Source organism: Thiorhodococcus drewsii AZ1, assembly GCF_000224065.1.
Classification (GTDB): Bacteria; Pseudomonadota; Gammaproteobacteria; order Chromatiales; family Chromatiaceae; genus Imhoffiella; species Imhoffiella drewsii.
Window position 1 is genome coordinate 47,626 of sequence record NZ_AFWT01000001.1, and the last position, 17,375, is coordinate 65,000.

13 protein-coding genes and 2 rRNA genes (1 of these 15 running past the window's edge) are annotated in these 17,375 nt (G+C 62.0%); 4 read left to right on the forward strand and 11 right to left on the reverse strand.

Annotated features, from left to right (window positions below):
* Positions 1-160 precede the first annotated feature (160 nt).
* The gene (locus THIDRDRAFT_RS00205; protein ID WP_007038759.1) at positions 161-475 is read left to right on the forward strand and encodes a DUF1840 domain-containing protein; all 315 of its coding nucleotides are present in this window, start codon (positions 161-163) and stop codon (positions 473-475) included.
* 69 nt (positions 476-544) lie between these two features.
* Here the strand turns inward: THIDRDRAFT_RS00205 and gltX are convergent, their stop codons facing one another.
* Positions 545-1,960, reverse strand: a complete 1,416-nt coding sequence (gene gltX, locus THIDRDRAFT_RS00210) for a glutamate--tRNA ligase (RefSeq protein ID WP_007038760.1) — start codon at positions 1,958-1,960, stop codon at positions 545-547.
* Positions 1,961-2,063: 103 nt separating this feature from the next.
* Here gltX and THIDRDRAFT_RS00215 point away from each other — a divergent pair, with 103 nt between their 5' ends.
* Together THIDRDRAFT_RS00215 and THIDRDRAFT_RS00220 are read left to right on the forward strand one after the other, a co-directional pair.
* The gene (locus THIDRDRAFT_RS00215) at positions 2,064-2,435 is read left to right on the forward strand and encodes an Mth938-like domain-containing protein (RefSeq protein WP_040843558.1); all 372 of its coding nucleotides are present in this window, start codon (positions 2,064-2,066) and stop codon (positions 2,433-2,435) included.
* Positions 2,436-2,464: 29 nt separating this feature from the next.
* On the forward strand, positions 2,465-3,142 hold the full coding sequence (locus THIDRDRAFT_RS00220; protein WP_007038762.1) for a hypothetical protein: 678 nt from the start codon (positions 2,465-2,467) through the stop codon (positions 3,140-3,142).
* Between the two features lie 22 nt (positions 3,143-3,164).
* On the opposite strand, the gene THIDRDRAFT_RS00225 is transcribed toward THIDRDRAFT_RS00220, so the two are convergent.
* From THIDRDRAFT_RS00225 to mtnA, 8 genes are all read right to left on the reverse strand, one after another.
* Positions 3,165-4,031 (reverse strand): prephenate dehydrogenase, encoded by an 867-nt coding sequence (locus THIDRDRAFT_RS00225; RefSeq protein WP_007038763.1) that lies wholly within the window; start codon positions 4,029-4,031, stop codon positions 3,165-3,167.
* Positions 4,028-5,140, reverse strand: coding sequence for a histidinol-phosphate transaminase (gene hisC, locus THIDRDRAFT_RS00230; protein ID WP_007038764.1), 1,113 nt, complete (start codon positions 5,138-5,140; stop codon positions 4,028-4,030). Before hisC ends, THIDRDRAFT_RS00225 begins: the two co-directional genes overlap by 4 nt.
* A 114-nt stretch (positions 5,141-5,254) precedes the next feature.
* Positions 5,255-6,352 (reverse strand): prephenate dehydratase, encoded by a 1,098-nt coding sequence (pheA, locus tag THIDRDRAFT_RS00235; protein ID WP_007038765.1) that lies wholly within the window; start codon positions 6,350-6,352, stop codon positions 5,255-5,257.
* 16 nt (positions 6,353-6,368) lie between these two features.
* A complete protein-coding gene (locus tag THIDRDRAFT_RS00240) occupies positions 6,369-7,538 on the reverse strand; it encodes a phosphoglycerate dehydrogenase (RefSeq protein ID WP_007038766.1) in 1,170 nt (389 codons plus the stop codon).
* Positions 7,539-7,717: 179 nt separating this feature from the next.
* Complete coding sequence (gene serC, locus THIDRDRAFT_RS00245; protein WP_007038767.1) at positions 7,718-8,800, reverse strand: 3-phosphoserine/phosphohydroxythreonine transaminase; 1,083 nt, start codon at positions 8,798-8,800, stop codon at positions 7,718-7,720.
* A 26-nt stretch (positions 8,801-8,826) separates the two neighbouring features.
* Complete coding sequence (gene gyrA, locus THIDRDRAFT_RS00250; protein WP_007038768.1) at positions 8,827-11,475, reverse strand: DNA gyrase subunit A; 2,649 nt, start codon at positions 11,473-11,475, stop codon at positions 8,827-8,829.
* Between the two features lie 230 nt (positions 11,476-11,705).
* A complete protein-coding gene (locus tag THIDRDRAFT_RS00255; RefSeq protein ID WP_007038769.1) occupies positions 11,706-12,794 on the reverse strand; it encodes an EAL domain-containing protein in 1,089 nt (362 codons plus the stop codon).
* Between the two features lie 125 nt (positions 12,795-12,919).
* Positions 12,920-13,975, reverse strand: a complete 1,056-nt coding sequence (gene mtnA, locus THIDRDRAFT_RS00260; protein ID WP_007038770.1) for an S-methyl-5-thioribose-1-phosphate isomerase — start codon at positions 13,973-13,975, stop codon at positions 12,920-12,922.
* A 68-nt stretch (positions 13,976-14,043) separates the two neighbouring features.
* Here mtnA and THIDRDRAFT_RS00265 point away from each other — a divergent pair, with 68 nt between their 5' ends.
* Positions 14,044-15,366, forward strand: coding sequence for a TRZ/ATZ family hydrolase (locus THIDRDRAFT_RS00265; protein ID WP_007038771.1), 1,323 nt, complete (start codon positions 14,044-14,046; stop codon positions 15,364-15,366).
* A gap of 160 nt (positions 15,367-15,526) precedes the next feature.
* Here the strand turns inward: THIDRDRAFT_RS00265 and rrf are convergent.
* Positions 15,527-15,642 (reverse strand): 5S ribosomal RNA (gene rrf, locus THIDRDRAFT_RS00270).
* Between the two features lie 89 nt (positions 15,643-15,731).
* Positions 15,732-17,375 (reverse strand): 23S ribosomal RNA (locus THIDRDRAFT_RS00275); it runs 1,239 nt beyond the window's last position.

Here is a 17,375-nt window from a genome sequence, read left to right on the forward strand (position 1 = left end):
AAGAACCCGCCGGACGTGCGCGACGATTTCATCCACGAGATATGGGGGTCGTGGGCAACCGCGACTCATGTAACCGCCCTTACCGAAAGGACGATCACCCGATGGTGAGTGCGCTATCCTGCCCACACACCTTCACCACCGAAGAGAAACGAGAACACAGATGCTGGTTAAATTCGAAACCAAGGCCTATGCCACCATCACCATGTTCGGCGACGTTGCCGTCGCCCTCATCAAACTCATGGGACACAGCGGCGCCGTGCCAGGCGCGCTGCTCGCCGAAGACGTCCCGGCCGCACTCGAACACCTCAAAACCGCCGTCGCCGAGCATCCCGAGGCAGCCCTGGATCCAGCCGAACCGACCCCGAGCAAAAACGAAGAGACGCAGCACGTCAGCCTCGCACACCGCGCGCTTCCACTGATCGAGCTACTCACCGCCGCAGCGGCCCAGGGTGAGAACGTTATGTGGGATCACTGACCCCGATCGCGTCTCGATCCGCATCCCGCCCACCATGAGGAGGACGGAATGCGTTCACAGACGACAGTATCAAGACGCCGCTGCGCGCGCGTCGATATAGGCCAGCGCCTTGTCGATACGGCGCAACGTGGCCTCCTTACCGACCAGCATCAGGGTCTCCTCGATACCGGGCGAGGCGGCGCGGCCGACGATGGCGACGCGCAGCGGTTGGGCGACCTTGCCCAGGTTGAGTTCCAGTTCCTCGCCGACCCGTTCGACGACATGCTTGAGCCCTTCGGGCGTCCAGTCCTCGTGCGCCATCATCTCGAAGCTGGCGCGAAGACGCGTCAGCGGCTCGCGGGCGACCAGGCGCAGATGCTTCTTGGCCGAGTTCTCGTCGAAGGAATCGAAGTCCTGGTAACAGAAGGCGCTGATCTCGGCCAGCTCGACCAAGGTCTTGGCGCGGGCGGCCTGAGCCGTGACCACATCGGCCAGTTCCGGCCCCTCGGAGGGATCGATGTTCAGCTTGCCCATGTGCGGGCTCAAAAGCCGGGCGATGCGCGACGGTTCCGCGTGCTGCAGATATTGCTGATTGAGCCAATCGAGCTTGGCCGTGTTGAAGCTGGAGGCAGCCTTGTTGACATCGGCGATGTCGAACAACTCGATCATCTGCTCGATCGAGAAAAGCTCCTGATCGCCGTGCGACCAGCCCAAGCGAATCAGATAGTTGAGCAATGCCTCGGGGAGATAGCCCATGTCACGGTAGGCCATGACGCCCACAGCGCCATGGCGCTTTGACAGACGCGCACCGTCGTCGCCGAGGATCATGGGGACATGGGCATAGCGCGGCGGTTCGAAACCGAGCGCATGCAAAATGTTGATTTGGCGCGGGGTATTGGTCAGATGATCGTCGCCACGGATCACGTGGGTGATCTGCATGTCGGCGTCGTCCACGACCACGCTCAGGTTGTAGGTCGGCGCGCCGTCGCTGCGGCGGATGATGAGGTCGTCGAGTTCGTCGTTGCTGAAAGGCACCCGACCGCGAATGAGGTCGTCCACGACCACCACGCCATCGGCGGGGTTCTTGAAGCGGATGACGTGCGGCTGATTGGGGTCGACCTGACGATGGCGACAGCAGCCGTCGTAGCGGGGCTTGACCTTGCGCGCCATCTGATCGACGCGTAGCTTCTCCAGACGTTCCTTGGGGCAGTCGCAGCGGTAGGCGAGGCCCTTATCGAGCAGTTCCTCGATGACGGCATTGTAGCGGTCGAAACGCTGGGTCTGATAGAAGGGTCCCTCGTCGTAGTCCAACCCGAGCCAGGTCATGCCTTCCAGGATCGCGTTGACCGATTCCGCCGTGGAACGCTCCAGGTCCGTGTCCTCGATCCTCAGCACGAACTGCCCGCCATGCTTACGGGCATAGAGATAGGAGAAGAGCGCGGTGCGGGCACCGCCCACATGCAGATAACCGGTTGGAGACGGGGCGAAACGAGTGCGAACGGTCATGGGCTTCCGAAATCGGTAGTAACGAGAAAGACTGAGATTTTACACACAGCCTCCCTTCCCTGCCCGCTTGTTCGCTCCCGGGGGCATGGGGTATGTTGCCGACATGAGATTCGCCGAGGCAGATAAAAACAGCGGTTACCTGATCGAGGCCTATGGCCGCGAGGGTATCCAAATCGACGGCCGGCGCTATGGCCAGGGCCTCGCCTTGAGCCCACAGCGCATCATCGCCCCCTGGGGGCCGCCCTCGCCCGCCGAGTTCGCGACCGAGCATCTGGAGACGCTGCTGACGCTCGCCCCCCAGGTGATGGTGCTGGGAACGGGAACGCATCAGGTCTTTCCCGATCCGGCCGTCTACTGCGACGTCCTGTCGCGCGGCATCGGGGTCGAGATCATGGATACAGGCGCGGCCTGCCGCACCTACAACATCCTGGTCTCGGAGGGACGCCGGGTCGTCGCCGGCCTCCTTCCCTGCTGACCAGCCCGCCTCTCGGGAACCCTCAGACCATGGATCGCACCATCGTCCTCTCCATCCTCGCCGCCGCCGCGCTCGGGTTCGTGGGCATGCTCCTGATCATGCCCGATCCGGTCGAGGACGGCATCGCGCGTCTCCCCTGGCAGGTTCAGCAGACGGCAGACGGACACACGCAGGTCTTCGGCTTCACTTTGGGCGAGACGACTCTTGCGGAGGTCAGACAAACCTTCGGCGAGGACGGCGAGATGAGCCTCTTCCGCACCCTGGGGAATCCGCCGAACGACAGCGTCGAGGCCTATTTCGAGCAGGTCTATCTCCGGCGACTGAGGGCGAATTTCGTCGTGACCCTGGACGTGGACGCAGCAACGCTGAACGCGGCCTTCGATCGAGGTCTGCGCATCAGCCAGCTCGGCAGCGGAGGCAAGAAGATCAAATTGGACCCGGTCGATGCCGAGCGCATGGCCGAGCGCCCGATCCGCAGCATCAGCTATCTGCCCAAGGCAAGACTGGACGAAGCCCTGTTGGAGCAACGCTTCGGCACGCCCGACGAACGCCGGGTGGAACCGGAGACCGGAATCGTCCATTGGCTTTATCCCGCACGCGGGGTCGACCTCGCCCGCGATCCCGAGGGACATGTCGTCATCCAGTACGTAAATCCGGCCGACTTCGACAGGGTTGCGGCACCCTTGCGAACGCTACCGTTACCGTAACGTCCTGCACCGCGTTTCGGAGTCAGCGCGTGCTGTCGACATAGCGGTCGCGCGCCGATTTGGCACGCTCGAAGATCTCCAGCAGATGATCGCCATCGGCGCGGCGGATGCTCTCGGCCAGGTCCGTCATCTCGATACCGAAGCGGGCAAGCATGGCACTCAAGGCCTCGCGATTGGCGAGACAGATGTCGCGCCACATCACCGGATTGCTTGACGCGATACGGGTGAAGTCGCGGAAACCGCCGGCGGCATAACGGAAGATCTCATCGTTCTCGTGCATGCGCGCCAGGGAATCGACCAGCCCGAAGGCGAGCATGTGCGGTAGATGGCTGGTCGCGGCAAGCACCTCGTCATGGTGCGCGACCGACATGCAGGTCACCTCGGCCCCGCAGATCTCCCACATGGCCGTCACCCGAGCCAGCGCATCCGGGTCCGTCTCGGGCAACGGGGTTAGGATCACCCGGCGGTTTTCGTAGAGTTCCGCAAAGGACGCCTCGACACCACTGCACTCGGTCCCGGCGATCGGATGCCCGGGGACCAACGACGGAGGAATCCCCTTGAAGGCCGCCATGGCGTCGGCCACCACGCTCCCCTTCACGCTGCCCCCATCGGTCACCACGGCCCCAGGGTCGAGACGATCGCTGATCGCCGAGAAGACGCCGCGCATCGCACCCAGCGGAACCGCCACGAAGACCATGTCGGCACCGGCAACGGCCTCCTCGGGACGCTGGGTGAAACGGTCGATCACGCCCAGCTCGACGGCCTGTTCAAGGTTGGCCAGCGCGCGGCCGCAACCCACCACCTCACCGACCGCGCCCTCCCGGCGCAGGGCACGCGCCAACGAGCCCCCAATCAGTCCGACCCCGATGACGGCAAGGCGCTCGATCATGCGGCGAGCACGTCCTTGAGCGCCGCGATGAAGCGCGCGTTCTCCTGCTCCAGACCGATGCTGATGCGCAGATGGTTGGGCATGCCGTAATTTCCGACCGGTCGCACGATCACGCCGAGCCGCAACAGGGCATCATTGATGGGGGCTGCCGGACGTCCCAGATCGAGCGTGACGAAATTGCCGACCGAGGGGATATAGCCGAGCCCCATCTCCTCGAAGGCCTGCGTCAATTGCTGCATTCCGGCACGGTTGAGTTCGACCGATGCACGGACGTGGTCACGATCGGCGATCGCCGCCGCAGCCGCCGCCTGGGCCAGAGCATTGACGTTAAATGGCTGACGGACTCGATTGAGCAGGTCGGCGATGCGCGGATCGCTGATGCCGTAGCCGACTCGGAGCGCGGCCAGCCCGTGAGCCTTGGAGAAGGTGCGAAGCACGATCAGGTTGGAGAAGGTCTCGACCCAGTGCGTGGCGTCCGGGAAATCCGGCTCCGAGACGTAGTCGGTGTAGGCCTCGTCAACGACAACGACGCAGGTCTTGGGCAGGGAACCGATGAAGGAGCGCAGCTCATCGGCGGCGAGCCAGGTCCCGGTCGGGTTATTCGGATTGGCGATCCAGACCACCCGAGTGCGTTCGTTGACCAGATTCGACATGGCATCGAGATCGTGGCCGAAGTCGCGCGCCTTGGCCACACGCGCCGTCGCCCCGACCGACTGGGTCGCGATCGGGTAGACCGCAAAGGAGTATTCGGAGAAGACGGACTCCACACCGGGCTGCAGAAAGGCACGGGCGATGATGTCCAAAACGTCGTTCGAGCCATTGCCGATGGTGATGGCGGCCGGCGATATCTGATGATGATCGGCCAAGGCACGGCGCAGATCGAAACCGCCGCCATCCGGATAGCGTCCCAGTTCGGCCAGACAGGCGGCGATCGCCTCGCGCGCCTTGGTGCCGGGGCCGAGCGGATTTTCGTTCGACGCCAGTTTCACCGAGTTGCTGATGCCGAGCTCGCGCTCCAGCTCGGAGACCGGTTTGCCCGGCACATAGGGCGTCAGTCCGGCGATCCAGGGCGCGGCGATATCGAGGAAAGGATTTTCAGCTTGGGTCATTGAAGGTCACGAATTCGTTGAGCCTAAATCCGGCAGCACAGCCCGAGAAACAGATTCACATCCTTTGCGTCTGTTGTGTTCCTTGCGGTTCAACTGCTCGATTAGGTTGGATGGTTACAACACGGCCACCGGATAGGAACCCAGCACCTTGAACAGCAGCGCGTCCTTTTCGAGGTGTTCCAGGGCTGCCGCGAGCGGCAAATCCTGACGGTGGCCCATGATGTCGATGAAGAAGACATAGTCCCAGATGCCACGTCGCGAGGGACGCGACTCGATGCGCGTCATGCTGATCCCATGCGCCGCGAGCGGCAGCAGCAGGGCATGCAATCCGCCCGATTTATTGCGGCAGGAGAGCAGCAAACTGGTCTTGTCCTGTCCGCTCGGCGGCGAGTCCTGCTTGCCGATCACCAGGAAGCGGGTGGTATTGCCCGGCTCGTCCTCGATGCGCTCGGCCAGCACCTCAAGTCCGTAGATCTCGGACGCCTGAAACCCGGCAACCGCCGCAGCACCCGGCTCGCCCGCGACGATGCGCGCCGCGTCGGCGTTGCTGCCGACCGGGATGCGCTCGGCATGCGGAAGATAGCGATCCAGCCAACCACGACACTGAGCGAGCGACTGCTGATGCGAATAGATGGTGCGGATCGCGCCCAGCTCGGTCTCCTTGCTCATCAGATGGTGATGGATGCGCAGCGAGACCTCGCCGGTGATACGCAGCGGCGAGCTCATGAACAGATCCAGGGTGTGGCTGACCACGCCCTCGGTCGAGTTTTCGACCGGTACCACGCCGAAATCGCAGGCGCCGGCCTCGACCTCGCGGAAGATCTCATCAATGGTCGCCATCGCCTTGGTGACGACCGAGTGTCCGAAATGCTTGATGGCGGCGGCTTGGGTGAAGGTCCCCTCAGGCCCGAGGAAGGCGGCATTGAGCGGACGTTCCAGGGCCAGACAGGCGGACATGATCTCGCGAAAGAGCCGCGCGACCTCCTCGCCTTCGAGCGGCCCCGGATTGGCGTCCTTGATGCGTCGCAGGACCGAAACCTCGCGCTCCGGACGATAGAACTGCACCGCCCGCCCGTCGGATTCCGTCTTGATGTGCGCGACCGTCTGGGCGCAGCGCGCGCGCTCGCTGATGAGCGCTAGGATCTCCTGATCGATGGCGTCGATCCGGCTACGAACCGCGTCGAGCTCATCACCCCTGGTATCTGTGGTCATAGTTCGATGAACCCGTTCAGCCGTCGAGGCAGCGCACCGAGAGCACACCTTCGATGCCTCGAAGCTGCGCCAGGGTCTCGTCCGAGCAGCGTTGATCGAGGTCGATGAGGGTCACGGCAATGTCTCCGCGCGAGCGGTTAAGCATGTCGATGATGTTGAGTCCGGCATTGGCCAGGTCGGTCGAAATCTGGCCGACCATGTTGGGCACATTGCTGTTGACGACGGCGAGGCGTACGCCACCGTTGCGCGGCAGACTGATTGCAGGGAAGTTGACCGCATTGGTCACATTGCCGTTCTCCAGATAGTCGCGAATCTGATCGGCGACCATGATGGCGCAGTTATCCTCCGCCTCCTTGGTGGAGGCGCCCAGGTGCGGCAGGGTGATGACGCGCGGATGGTCCTTCAGCAGATTGCTCGGGAAGTCGCAGCAATAGGCGTAGAGATGCCCCTGATCCAGCGCGGTCACTACGGCATCGTCGTCGATGATGCCGGAGCGTGAGAAATTCAACAGCACGGCGCCCTTGGGCAGGATGCGGATACGGTCGGCGTTGATCATGTGCCGAGTCTGGTCGGTGAGCGGCACGTGGAAAGTGACGAAATCGGAGCGCGACAACAGATCGTCGATACTGAGCGTGGCCTGAACGTCCCGCTCCAGCTGCCAGGCGTGGTTCACGGTGATGCTCGGGTCGTAGCCGACGACATGCATTCCCAGGGCGCGCGCCGCATTGGCGACCTTGACACCGATGGCGCCCAGCCCGACCACACCGAGGGTGCGACCGGGCAGCTCGAATCCGCCGAACTGCTTCTTGCCGGATTCGACCGCCTCGTTGATCGCCGCATCCTCGCCCGACAGTCCACGGGCGAAGTGCCAGGCCTGGGGGATGTTGCGGGCGCTCATCAGCATGCCCGCGATCACCAGTTCCTTGACTGCGTTGGCATTGGCCCCGGGGGCATTGAACACAGCCACGCCCCGCGCGGTCATGGCCGCGACCGGGACGTTGTTGGTTCCCGCGCCGGCACGGCCGATGGCCTGGACGGTCTCGGGGATCTCCATGTCGTGCATCTTGGCCGAGCGGACCAGGATGGCATCAGGATGACTGATCTCGGATGCCACCTCGTAAGATGCGCGCGGAAGCCGCTCCAGCCCGGCCACGGAGATGTTATTCAACGTCTGGATCTTGAACATGACTCGTCAATCCTAACCAGTGATGGGAACCGTCGGTCGCATGGATTCAGGCCCCCGGCGACCGAGGACGACTGTGCACCAAGACCATTGGCTCGGCGATAGCAGCCGCGATAGGCGGCGGCCCGAGCCCACGCGCCCCCTTACTCGCGAGGACACGCGGATATCGACACGGGAAGCGGTCAGCCCTGACTGCGCTCGAACTCTTGCATGAAAACGGCCAGCGCCTCAACCCCTGCCTCTGGCATGGCGTTGTAGATGCTCGCGCGCATGCCACCGACCGACCGGTGCCCCTTGAGGGTGGTGAGACCGGCGGCCTTGGCCTCCTTGAGGAAGCGTTCGTCCAGCTCCGGATTGTCCAGCGTGAAGGGGACATTCATCCAGGAACGCGCCTGGGGATCGACGGGATTGCTGTAGAAAGCGGAGCCGTCGATCAGATCGTAGAGACGCTTCGCCTTGCGCGCATTGACGGCGGCCATCGCCTCCAGACCGCCCATGTCCTTGAGCCATTTGAACACCAGACCGGCCAGATACCAGGCATAGGTCGGGGGCGTGTTGTACATGGAATCCGCGTCGGCCTGGACCTTGTAGTCGAACATGGTCGGAATGCCCGTGATGGGCTGGCCGATGAGATCCTCACGCACGATGACAATGGTCAGACCGGCGGGACCGATGTTCTTCTGGGCACCGGCGTAGATGAGCCCGAACTTGGAGACGTCGATCGGACGCGACAGCAGGGTCGAGGACATGTCGGCAACCAGCGGCTTGCCGTTGGTCTCCGGCACATAGGGAAACTCCACGCCCTCGATGGTCTCGTTCGGCGTGTAATGGACGTAGGACGCCTCCTCGGTGAGATTCAGCTCATCCTGTGCCGGGGCGCGCGTGAACTTGCAGTCATCGGTGGCGGCGGCAACGTGGACCTCGCAGAAACGGCGCGCCTCGGCGATCGCCTTCTTCGACCAGGAGCCGGTATTGATGTAGTCGGCACGACCGCCGCCGTGCAGCAGATTCATGGGCACGGCGGTGAACTGACTCGATGCCCCGCCCTGCAAAAAGAGCACCTTGTAGTTGTCGGGAACCTTCAGCAGCTCACGCAGATCGGCCTCTGCCTGAGTGGCAATGGACATGAACTCCTTGCCACGATGGCTCATCTCGGCCACGCACATGCCGCTTCCCTGCCAATCGAGCATCTCATCCCGTGCTTGACACAGGACCGGTTCAGGCAGCATCGCCGGACCGGCGCTGAAGTTATAGACGCGACCCATTCTGACATTCCCCATTGAGGTTGCAGTTAATCGTCGGTGTCCGAATCGACACCCTCTTGCGGACCCGTTCGATCGCCTGGATCCGGTTGACCTTGCGGATCCGTGTCGACAGCGTCGTCGGATTCGCCCTCTTCCTTGTCGCCATCCAGGGCGACGATACGCTCGACGTAGACCAATCGCTCGCCCTCGGCGAGATTGATGAGCTTGACGCCCTGCGCGTTGCGCCCGACCGTCGGGATTTCGTCCACCGTGGTGCGGATCAGGGTCCCGCCTTCGGTGATCAGCATGATCTCATCTCCAGGCCGAACCAGCACGGCCCCGACCTGGGCACCGTTACGCTCGGAGGTGCTGATGCCGATCACGCCCTGGGTACCGCGCCCCTTGGTCGGGAACTCCTCGATCCGGGTGCGCTTGCCGTAGCCGTGCTCGGTCACGCTAAGCACGGTGCCCGGCTCTGGCACGACCAGCGAGATGACCTCCTGGCCCTCTTTCAGCGTAACGCCACGCACGCCATGCGCGGTGCGACCCATGGCGCGGACCTGATCCTCCGAGAAACGCACCGCCTTGCCGGCCGAGGTGAAGAGCATCAGATCCTGGTTGCCGTCGGTGATGGCGACCCCGATCAGATATTCGTCGTCGCGCAGATCGATGGCGATGATGCCGCGCGAGAGCGGACGCGAGAACACCTGAAGCGGGGTTTTCTTGACCGTGCCGGCGCTGGTGGCCATGAAGACGTAATAGCCTTCCTCGTAATCGCGTACCGGCAGCATGGCATTGATGCGCTCGTCGGCTTCCAACGGCAGCAGATTGACCATGGGCCGCCCGCGCGCTCCACGTCCGGCCTGCGGAAACTCGTAGACCTTGAGCCAATAGACCCGACCGCGACTGGAGAAACAGAGAACCGTATCGCGCGAGTTGGCGACGAAGATGCGGTCGATGAAATCCTCCTCGCGGAAGGAGGTCGCGCTCTTGCCCCGACCGCCACGTCGCTGGGCCTGATAGTCGCTGATCGGTTGGGCCTTGGCGTAGCCCTGATGCGACAGGGTCACCACCACCTCTTCCGGGGCGATCAAATCCTCCAGGGTCAGATCCGTATGGTCGATCTGAATCTCGGTGCGCCGGTCGTCGCCGAACTGGTCGCGCACGGCGATCAGTTCTTCGCGGATCACCTCCATCAGACGGTCCGGATCGGACAGAATCAGCAGCAAGGCCGCGATCCGTTCCAGAATCTCCTCGAACTCCTTGAGGATCTTTTCCTGCTCGAGCCCGGTGAGACGATGCAGTTGCAGTTCCAGAATCGCCTTGGCCTGACGCTCGCTGAGACGGTAGCCGTCGTCCGAGAGGCCCAAACCGGCCGCCAGATCATCCGGACGAGTCGTCTCGGCACCGGTGCGCTCCAGCATGCCGATCACGGCACCGGGCAGCCAGGCGCGCTCCATCAGGCGCTCGCGTGCCTCCGCAGGGCTGGCCGACGCCTTGATGGTGGCGATGACCTCGTCGATATTCGCCAGCGCAATGGCGTAGCCTTCCAAGACATGCGCCCGATCGCGCGCCTTGCGCAGTTCGTAGAGCGTGCGGCGTGTCACCACGTCACGGCGGTGACGCAGGAAATACTCCAGCGTCTGTTTGATATTGAGCGTAAGCGGCTGGCCGTCGACCAGGGCGACCATATTGATGCCGAACACCTGCTGCATCTGGGTGTGCTGATAGAGGTTGTTCAGCAGCACCTCGGCATGGGCATCGCGCTTGAGCTCGATGACGATGCGCATGCCGTCCTTGTCGGACTCGTCGCGCAAACCGTCCTGAGCGATGCCGTCGATCTTCTTGTCCTTGACCAACTCGGCGATCCGCTCCAGCAGGCGCGCCTTGTTGACCTGGTAGGGCAGCTCGGTGACGACGATGGCCTCGCGTCCGCTACGCTTCTGAACCTCGGTCGTGGTACGAGCGCGCATGACGCATCGACCACGCCCGGTGCGATAGGCCTCACGAATCCCGCGTATCCCATTGATGAGGCCGGCGGTCGGAAAATCCGGTCCCGGCACGAGCTCCATCAATTCCTCGATGGTGACCAGAGGGTTGTCGATGATCGCCAAACAGGCGTCGATGACCTCGCGCAGATTGTGCGGCGGGATGTTGGTCGCCATACCGACGGCAATACCCGAGGAGCCGTTGACCAGCAGATTCGGGAAGCGTGCCGGCAGTACCGAGGGTTCATGCTCGGTATTGTCGTAATTCGGTATGAAATCGACCGTATCCTTGTCCAGATCGTCCAGCAGAGACTCGGAGATGCGCTTCATGCGCACCTCGGTATAACGCATCGCCGCCGGAGGATCGCCGTCGACCGAGCCGAAGTTGCCCTGCCCGTCGACCAGCAGATAGCGCATGGAGAACGGCTGAGCCATGCGCACCATGGTGTCGTAAATGGCCGAGTCGCCGTGCGGGTGGTACTTACCCATGACGTCACCGACGACACGGGCGGACTTGCGATAGGCACGGTTCCAGACGTTACCCTGTTCGTGCATGGAGAACAGTACGCGTCGATGCACGGGCTTGAGTCCGTCTCGGACATCGGGTAAGGCGCGCCCCACGATGACGCTCATGGCGTAATCGAGATAGGACTGACGCATCTCGTCTTCGAGATTGATTGGCAGGACTTCTCTAGCGAAATCTGGCATGGGCGTGATGAACCGACTTGGTGGACCGGACGCGGTATCAGGAGCGACGCCGAATCAGGCTTGTTCTAAACCGGTCGATTCTACCACGCCAGGGCATCTACCGCTCCTGTCGACGCACGTCTAACACGCCTGGGAGGGGCATCGAAAGGCGATGCCAGGTGCGATGACGACTGCCTCGCGGGATCCGCCGGAGGTCATGAATCTGTCCCGATCGGTCGAGTCCGAAAACCTCAGCGCGACCCAGGCTCACGCATCCAATAGTCATGCACCTCAGGAACGATGATATCGGGCGCCGGACGCGCAAAGAGATAGCCCTGAACCAGATCGACGCCATTCTCGACCGCGTAGGCCAACTCGTCCTGGATCTCGATCCCCTCGGCCAGAATTTGAATCCCCAGATCGCGCGCGATACCGACGAGCGCCTTGAAGATGGCCTGTCGATTCCGGTCGAGATGGATATTGCGCATGATCTCCATATCCACCTTGATGATGTCGGGCTTGAGCATGGCCAGCAAATTGAGCGAGGCATAGCCACTGCCCACATCGTCCAAGGCAACCCGGTAGCCGACCTCGCGATAGAAATCGAGAACCTTCTTGAGATGCTTGACGTCGCGGACCTTCTCCGTTTCGATGACCTCGAACACGATTTGCTTCGGATCGAAATCGAGCTTGCGCGCCCAACGAACCGTCGTGCGCAGACAATGCGTCGGATCATAGATGGCGGTCGGCACGAAATTGATGAACAGCAGGCCCTCGACACCATGCTGGGCAGCACCGCGCAAGGCGGTGACGCGTGCGAGCCGGTCCACTTGGAACAGGAGTTCGCTGATACTCGCCTTTTCAAAGATCTCGCCGGGGAACATGAGCGTCCCATCCTCGCGCTCGGCGCGCAGCAGCGCCTCGTAACCGACCAAGGTTCCATCGACGGCACTCAGAATGGGCTGAAACCAGGACAGAAAGGATTTGCGGTCGAGGACTTCAAGCAGGTCGCGGGCACCCAGCAAGTCGAACCAGCTTTGCAGGGTCCGCGCCCGCGTGAATGACTGAAAGGTCAATGGCTGCCCAGACGGCATCTGAAGGGCCGAGACATCGCGAATCTCAAGCGGATTGAGGGCTTGCGAATCACGCAGAAATCCGAGCAGACCGACCAGATCGGCATCGGGCAAGGTGACGACCATGTCTTGCCGCGCATAGGGAACACCCGCCCCGTCGAGCACGCCGACCACCTTGTCGAGCAGCTCTCGAACGCCACAGGTCAGCAACAGATCGCCACCATCCTCGAATGAAATGGGATTTTTCTGACAGCGTCTACAAGCCATCGAATCGATCTCCTCCTGACACCTGGAACGGAACAGCCTCCGACTGGAGCACGTCGGCACAATACATCGAACGGCCACCTGGGCTCGGCGGCCCAGCGGGCCGCCGCCCCGACGCGGACCAAGCATCAGACCATGAGGGCGCGCATCTTCTCCGTCGTCGGATTCAGAACGACACCGCGCTCGGTCACGATGGCATCCACCAACGCTGCCGGAGTCACATCGAAGACCGGATTGCGCGCGTCGCAACCCGCCGGAGCCAGGCGCCGCCCACCACAGCTCAGCAGTTCCTCGGGGTCACGCTCCTCGATCGGGATCTCGGCGCCGGAGGCAATCTCCATATCGATGGTGGAAGTCGGCGCCGCCACCATAAATTTGATCCCGTGGTATTTGGCCATGACGGCCAGACCATAGGTCCCGATCTTGTTCGCCACATCGCCATTCGCCGCGATGCGATCCGAACCGACGATCACCCAGCCAACGCCTCCGGTCGCCATCAGACTAGCCGCCGCACCATCGGCCTGTAGCGTCACGGGAATGCCGTCGTGCATCAGTTCCCAGGCGGTCAAACGCGACCCTTGCATCCAGGGACGGGTCTCATCGGCATAGACCCGACGGATCTTGCCGGCAGCATACGCACTGCGCACCACGCCGAGCGCCGTACCGTAGCCGCCCGTTGCTGCCGCGCCCGCGTTGCAATGGGTAATGACGTTGGTCGGCCCTACGATCAACTCCGCTCCCAGATCGCCAAGACGCCGATTCGCTGCGCGGTCCTCGTCATGGATGGCGAGCGCCTCCTGAAGCAGACGATCGGTCGGATCGCTCGCATCCAATGTGTCGATCAGCGAACGCATGCGCCGGATCGCCCAGAAGAGATTGACCGCCGTCGGACGCGAGGCAGCCAGACGCTCCAGATCGGACTCGATCGCCGCCTTCCATCCCTCAGCCGCAGCCGCATAGGCCGAACGCCCAGCCAGAACGACACCATAGGCCGCCGCCACGCCGATGGCCGGCGCGCCTCGCACCACCATCGCGCGAATCGCATCCGCGACATCGGCCGCCACATCGTAGGCGATGAACTCGGTACGCTCGGGCAGGATGCGCTGATCGGCGAGATAGAGACGCCCCTCGTACCAGACGGCGGCATCATCGGGGGTGGGGACGGTCGGGATCGTGGTTTTCATCAAAGCCTCCTTATGGCATGTTGCCGCGCATTCTCTCTTATTCGCAGCGACAACCAAAGGACCGAGCGATGCAAGCCGAACTCCTCATCCATGCGCAATGGGTGCTTCCAGTCGATTCCGAAAACCGGCAGTTGACCGACCATGCCGTCGCCATCGCGGACGGTCGAATCCTGGCCGTCCTCCCGTATGAAGAGGCGCAACGATCGGTCCAGGCCGAGCAGGTCATCGAGCTGCCAGGGCACGCACTCATCCCCGGTCTCGTCAATGCCCACACCCACGCCGCCATGACCCTGATGCGTGGTCTGGCTGACGATCTGCCGCTCATGACCTGGCTGCACGATCACATCTGGCCGACGGAGAAGCGCTGGGTCGATGAGCATTTCGTCGGCGACGGCACCCGACTGGCTGTGTTGGAGATGTTGCGCGGCGGCGTGACCTGCTTCAACGACATGTATTTCTATCCGGAGATCACCGCACAGGTGAGCGCCGAGGCCGGAATGCGAGCGGTCATCGGCATGATCGTGGTCGATTTCCCGACCGGATATGCCGAATCGGCAGACGACTACATCGCCAAGGGGCTGGCACTGCACGATCAGTATCGCGATCACCCGCTGGTTCGGGTCGCATTCGCGCCCCATTCACCCTATGCCGTTTCCGATGCCCCGCTGCAACGCATCAGGACCCTGGCCAACGAGATGGAGGTGCCGATCCATCTCCATTTGCATGAAACGCACGACGAAATCGTGCAATCGTTGCGTGATCATGGAGAGCGTCCCATGAGCAGGCTCGATCGCCTCGGCCTGATCGGCCCCGCCCTGGCTGCCATTCATATGACACAGCTTGAGGACGATGAGATCGAGCGGCTCGCGGAAACCGGCGCCCATGTCGTGCATTGCCCGGAATCCAATCTCAAGCTCGCCAGCGGCTTCTGCCCGGTCGCCAAGCTGCTGAGCGCTGGAGTGAACGTCGCGCTCGGCACCGACGGGGCCGCCAGCAACAACGACCTCAATCTGCTCGGAGAAATGCGCACCGCGGCCTTGCTCGGCAAGGGCGTCGCAAGCTCCGCAGCCGCCGTTCCAGCCCATGCCGCACTGCGGATGGCGACCATCAATGGGGCCAAGGCGCTCGGACTGGAGGACGAGATCGGGTCGTTGGAACCGGGAAAATCGGCCGATTTGGTCGCGCTCGACCTACGCGATTCGCACACGCAACCGCTCTACAACCCCGCATCGCATCTGGTGTATGCGGCCGGACGCCATCAGGTGCGCCAGGTGTGGATCCAAGGACGCCAGGTCATCAAGGACGGCGTTCCATTGACCCTGAGCACCACCGAGGTCATTTCGGCCGCACAGGTCTGGGGCAACCGGTTGGCGGAGCATCACAAGGTCTAGAGCCAATCGACCTGGATCGCGCGCGATCCAGGTCGCTCCTGTAGCGACGCCGCGCGATAGTGAGTGGACGCGTGATCGCTGTTTCGTTGGCGCAACTCTTTTCGTTGACGCAAAGAAGAAACCCCCGCCACCTGTTGGTGGAGGGGGTTTCGGGATAAGGCCCTGGCGGTGACCTACTTTCGCATGGGGAAGCCCCACACTAACATCGGCGAGGCAGCGTTTCACGTCTGAGTTCGGGATGGGATCAGGTGGTTCCACTGCTCTATGGCCGCCAGGAAAACTGGGGGCGGGAGGCGGTTTTGCGGCCTCCCACTGCAATTTGGTGTGATCGTTGGTGTCTTTGTCTCAACGCATTTGGGTGTTATATGGTCAAGCCGCACGGTCAATTAGTACTGGTTAGCTTCACACGTTACCGCGCTTCCACACCCAGCCTATCAACGTTGTGGTCTTCAACGGACCTTTAGAGGCATCAAGTGCCTAGGGAGACCTCATCTTGGGAGGGGCTTCCCGCTTAGATGCTTTCAGCGGTTATCCCGTCCGTACATAGCTACCCGGCAATGCGTCTGGCGACACAACCGGAACACCAGGGGTACGTCCACTCCGGTCCTCTCGTACTAGGAGCAGCTTCCCTCAAGTCTCCAACGCCCACGGCAGATAGGGACCGAACTGTCTCACGACGTTCTAAACCCAGCTCGCGTACCACTTTAAATGGCGAACAGCCATACCCTTGGGACCGACTTCAGCCCCAGGATGTGATGAGCCGACATCGAGGTGCCAAACACCGCCGTCGATATGAACTCTTGGGCGGTATCAGCCTGTTATCCCCGGAGTACCTTTTATCCGTTGAGCGATGGCCCTTCCATACAGAACCACCGGATCACTAAGACCTACTTTCGTACCTGCTCGACGTGTCTGTCTCGCAGTCAAGCACCCTTATGCCTTTGCACTCATTGCGCGATTTCCGACCGCGCTGAGGGTACCTTCGTGCTCCTCCGTTACGCTTTTGGAGGAGACCGCCCCAGTCAAACTACCCACCATGCACTGTCCCTACCCCGGATCACGGGGCGAGGTTAGAACGTCAAACAGACCAGGGTGGTATTTCAAGGGTGGCTCCACGCGAACTGGCGTCCACGTTTCACAGCCTCCCACCTATCCTACACAAGTCGGTTCAACGTCCAGTGCAAAGCTATAGTAAAGGTTCACGGGGTCTTTCCGTCTAGCCGCGGGTACTCGGCATCTTGACCGAGAATTCAATTTCACTGAGTCTCGGGTAGAGACAGTGCCGCCATCGTTACGCCATTCGTGCAGGTCGGAACTTACCCGACAAGGAATTTCGCTACCTTAGGACCGTTATAGTTACGGCCGCCGTTTACCGGGGCTTCGATCAAGAGCTTCTCCGAAGATAACCCCATCAATTAACCTTCCGGCACCGGGCAGGCGTCACACCCTATACGTCCGCTTGCGCGTTTGCAGAGTGCTGTGTTTTTAATAAACAGTCGCAGCGGCCTGGTCACTGCAACCCCTCTCGGCTCCGCGGGCTAGCCACTTCACCTAACAGGGGCGTACCTTCTCCCGAAGTTACGGTACCATTTTGCCTAGTTCCTTTACCCGAGTTCTCTCAAGCGCCTTGGGATTCTCACCCTGCCCACCTGTGTCGGTTTGGGGTACGGTCGCACAATACCTGAAGCTTAGAGGCTTTTCTTGGAAGCTTGGCATCAATCACTTCGTCTCCGTGGAGACTCGTCATCAGGTCTCAGAATTGATCCCCCGGATTTACCTAAGAAATCTCCCTACACCCTTAAACCGGCAACCATCAGCCGGCTGACCTAGCCTTCTCCGTCCCCCCATCGCAGTATTGCACGGTGCAGGAATATTAACCTGCTTCCCATCGACTACGCCTTTCGGCCTCGCCTTAGGGGCCGACTCACCCTGCGCCGATGAACGTTGCGCAGGAAACCTTGGGCTTTCGGCGAGGGGGACTCTCACCCCCTTTATCGTTACTTATGTCA

Excerpts from the sequence above, each read along its gene's own strand:
- THIDRDRAFT_RS00205 (WP_007038759.1), top strand. The coding sequence starts at position 161 with ATGCTGGTTAAATTCGAAACCAAGGCCTATGCCACCATCACCATGTTC.
- gltX (WP_007038760.1), bottom strand. The coding sequence starts at position 1,960 with ATGACCGTTCGCACTCGTTTCGCCCCGTCTCCAACCGGTTATCTGCAT.
- THIDRDRAFT_RS00215 (WP_040843558.1), top strand. The coding sequence starts at position 2,064 with ATGAGATTCGCCGAGGCAGATAAAAACAGCGGTTACCTGATCGAGGCC.
- THIDRDRAFT_RS00220 (WP_007038762.1), top strand. The coding sequence starts at position 2,465 with ATGGATCGCACCATCGTCCTCTCCATCCTCGCCGCCGCCGCGCTCGGG.
- THIDRDRAFT_RS00225 (WP_007038763.1), bottom strand. The coding sequence starts at position 4,031 with ATGATCGAGCGCCTTGCCGTCATCGGGGTCGGACTGATTGGGGGCTCG.
- hisC (WP_007038764.1), bottom strand. The coding sequence starts at position 5,140 with ATGACCCAAGCTGAAAATCCTTTCCTCGATATCGCCGCGCCCTGGATC.
- pheA (WP_007038765.1), bottom strand. The coding sequence starts at position 6,352 with ATGACCACAGATACCAGGGGTGATGAGCTCGACGCGGTTCGTAGCCGG.
- THIDRDRAFT_RS00240 (WP_007038766.1), bottom strand. The coding sequence starts at position 7,538 with ATGTTCAAGATCCAGACGTTGAATAACATCTCCGTGGCCGGGCTGGAG.
- serC (WP_007038767.1), bottom strand. The coding sequence starts at position 8,800 with ATGGGTCGCGTCTATAACTTCAGCGCCGGTCCGGCGATGCTGCCTGAA.
- gyrA (WP_007038768.1), bottom strand. The coding sequence starts at position 11,475 with ATGCCAGATTTCGCTAGAGAAGTCCTGCCAATCAATCTCGAAGACGAG.
- THIDRDRAFT_RS00255 (WP_007038769.1), bottom strand. The coding sequence starts at position 12,794 with ATGGCTTGTAGACGCTGTCAGAAAAATCCCATTTCATTCGAGGATGGT.
- mtnA (WP_007038770.1), bottom strand. The coding sequence starts at position 13,975 with ATGAAAACCACGATCCCGACCGTCCCCACCCCCGATGATGCCGCCGTC.
- THIDRDRAFT_RS00265 (WP_007038771.1), top strand. The coding sequence starts at position 14,044 with ATGCAAGCCGAACTCCTCATCCATGCGCAATGGGTGCTTCCAGTCGAT.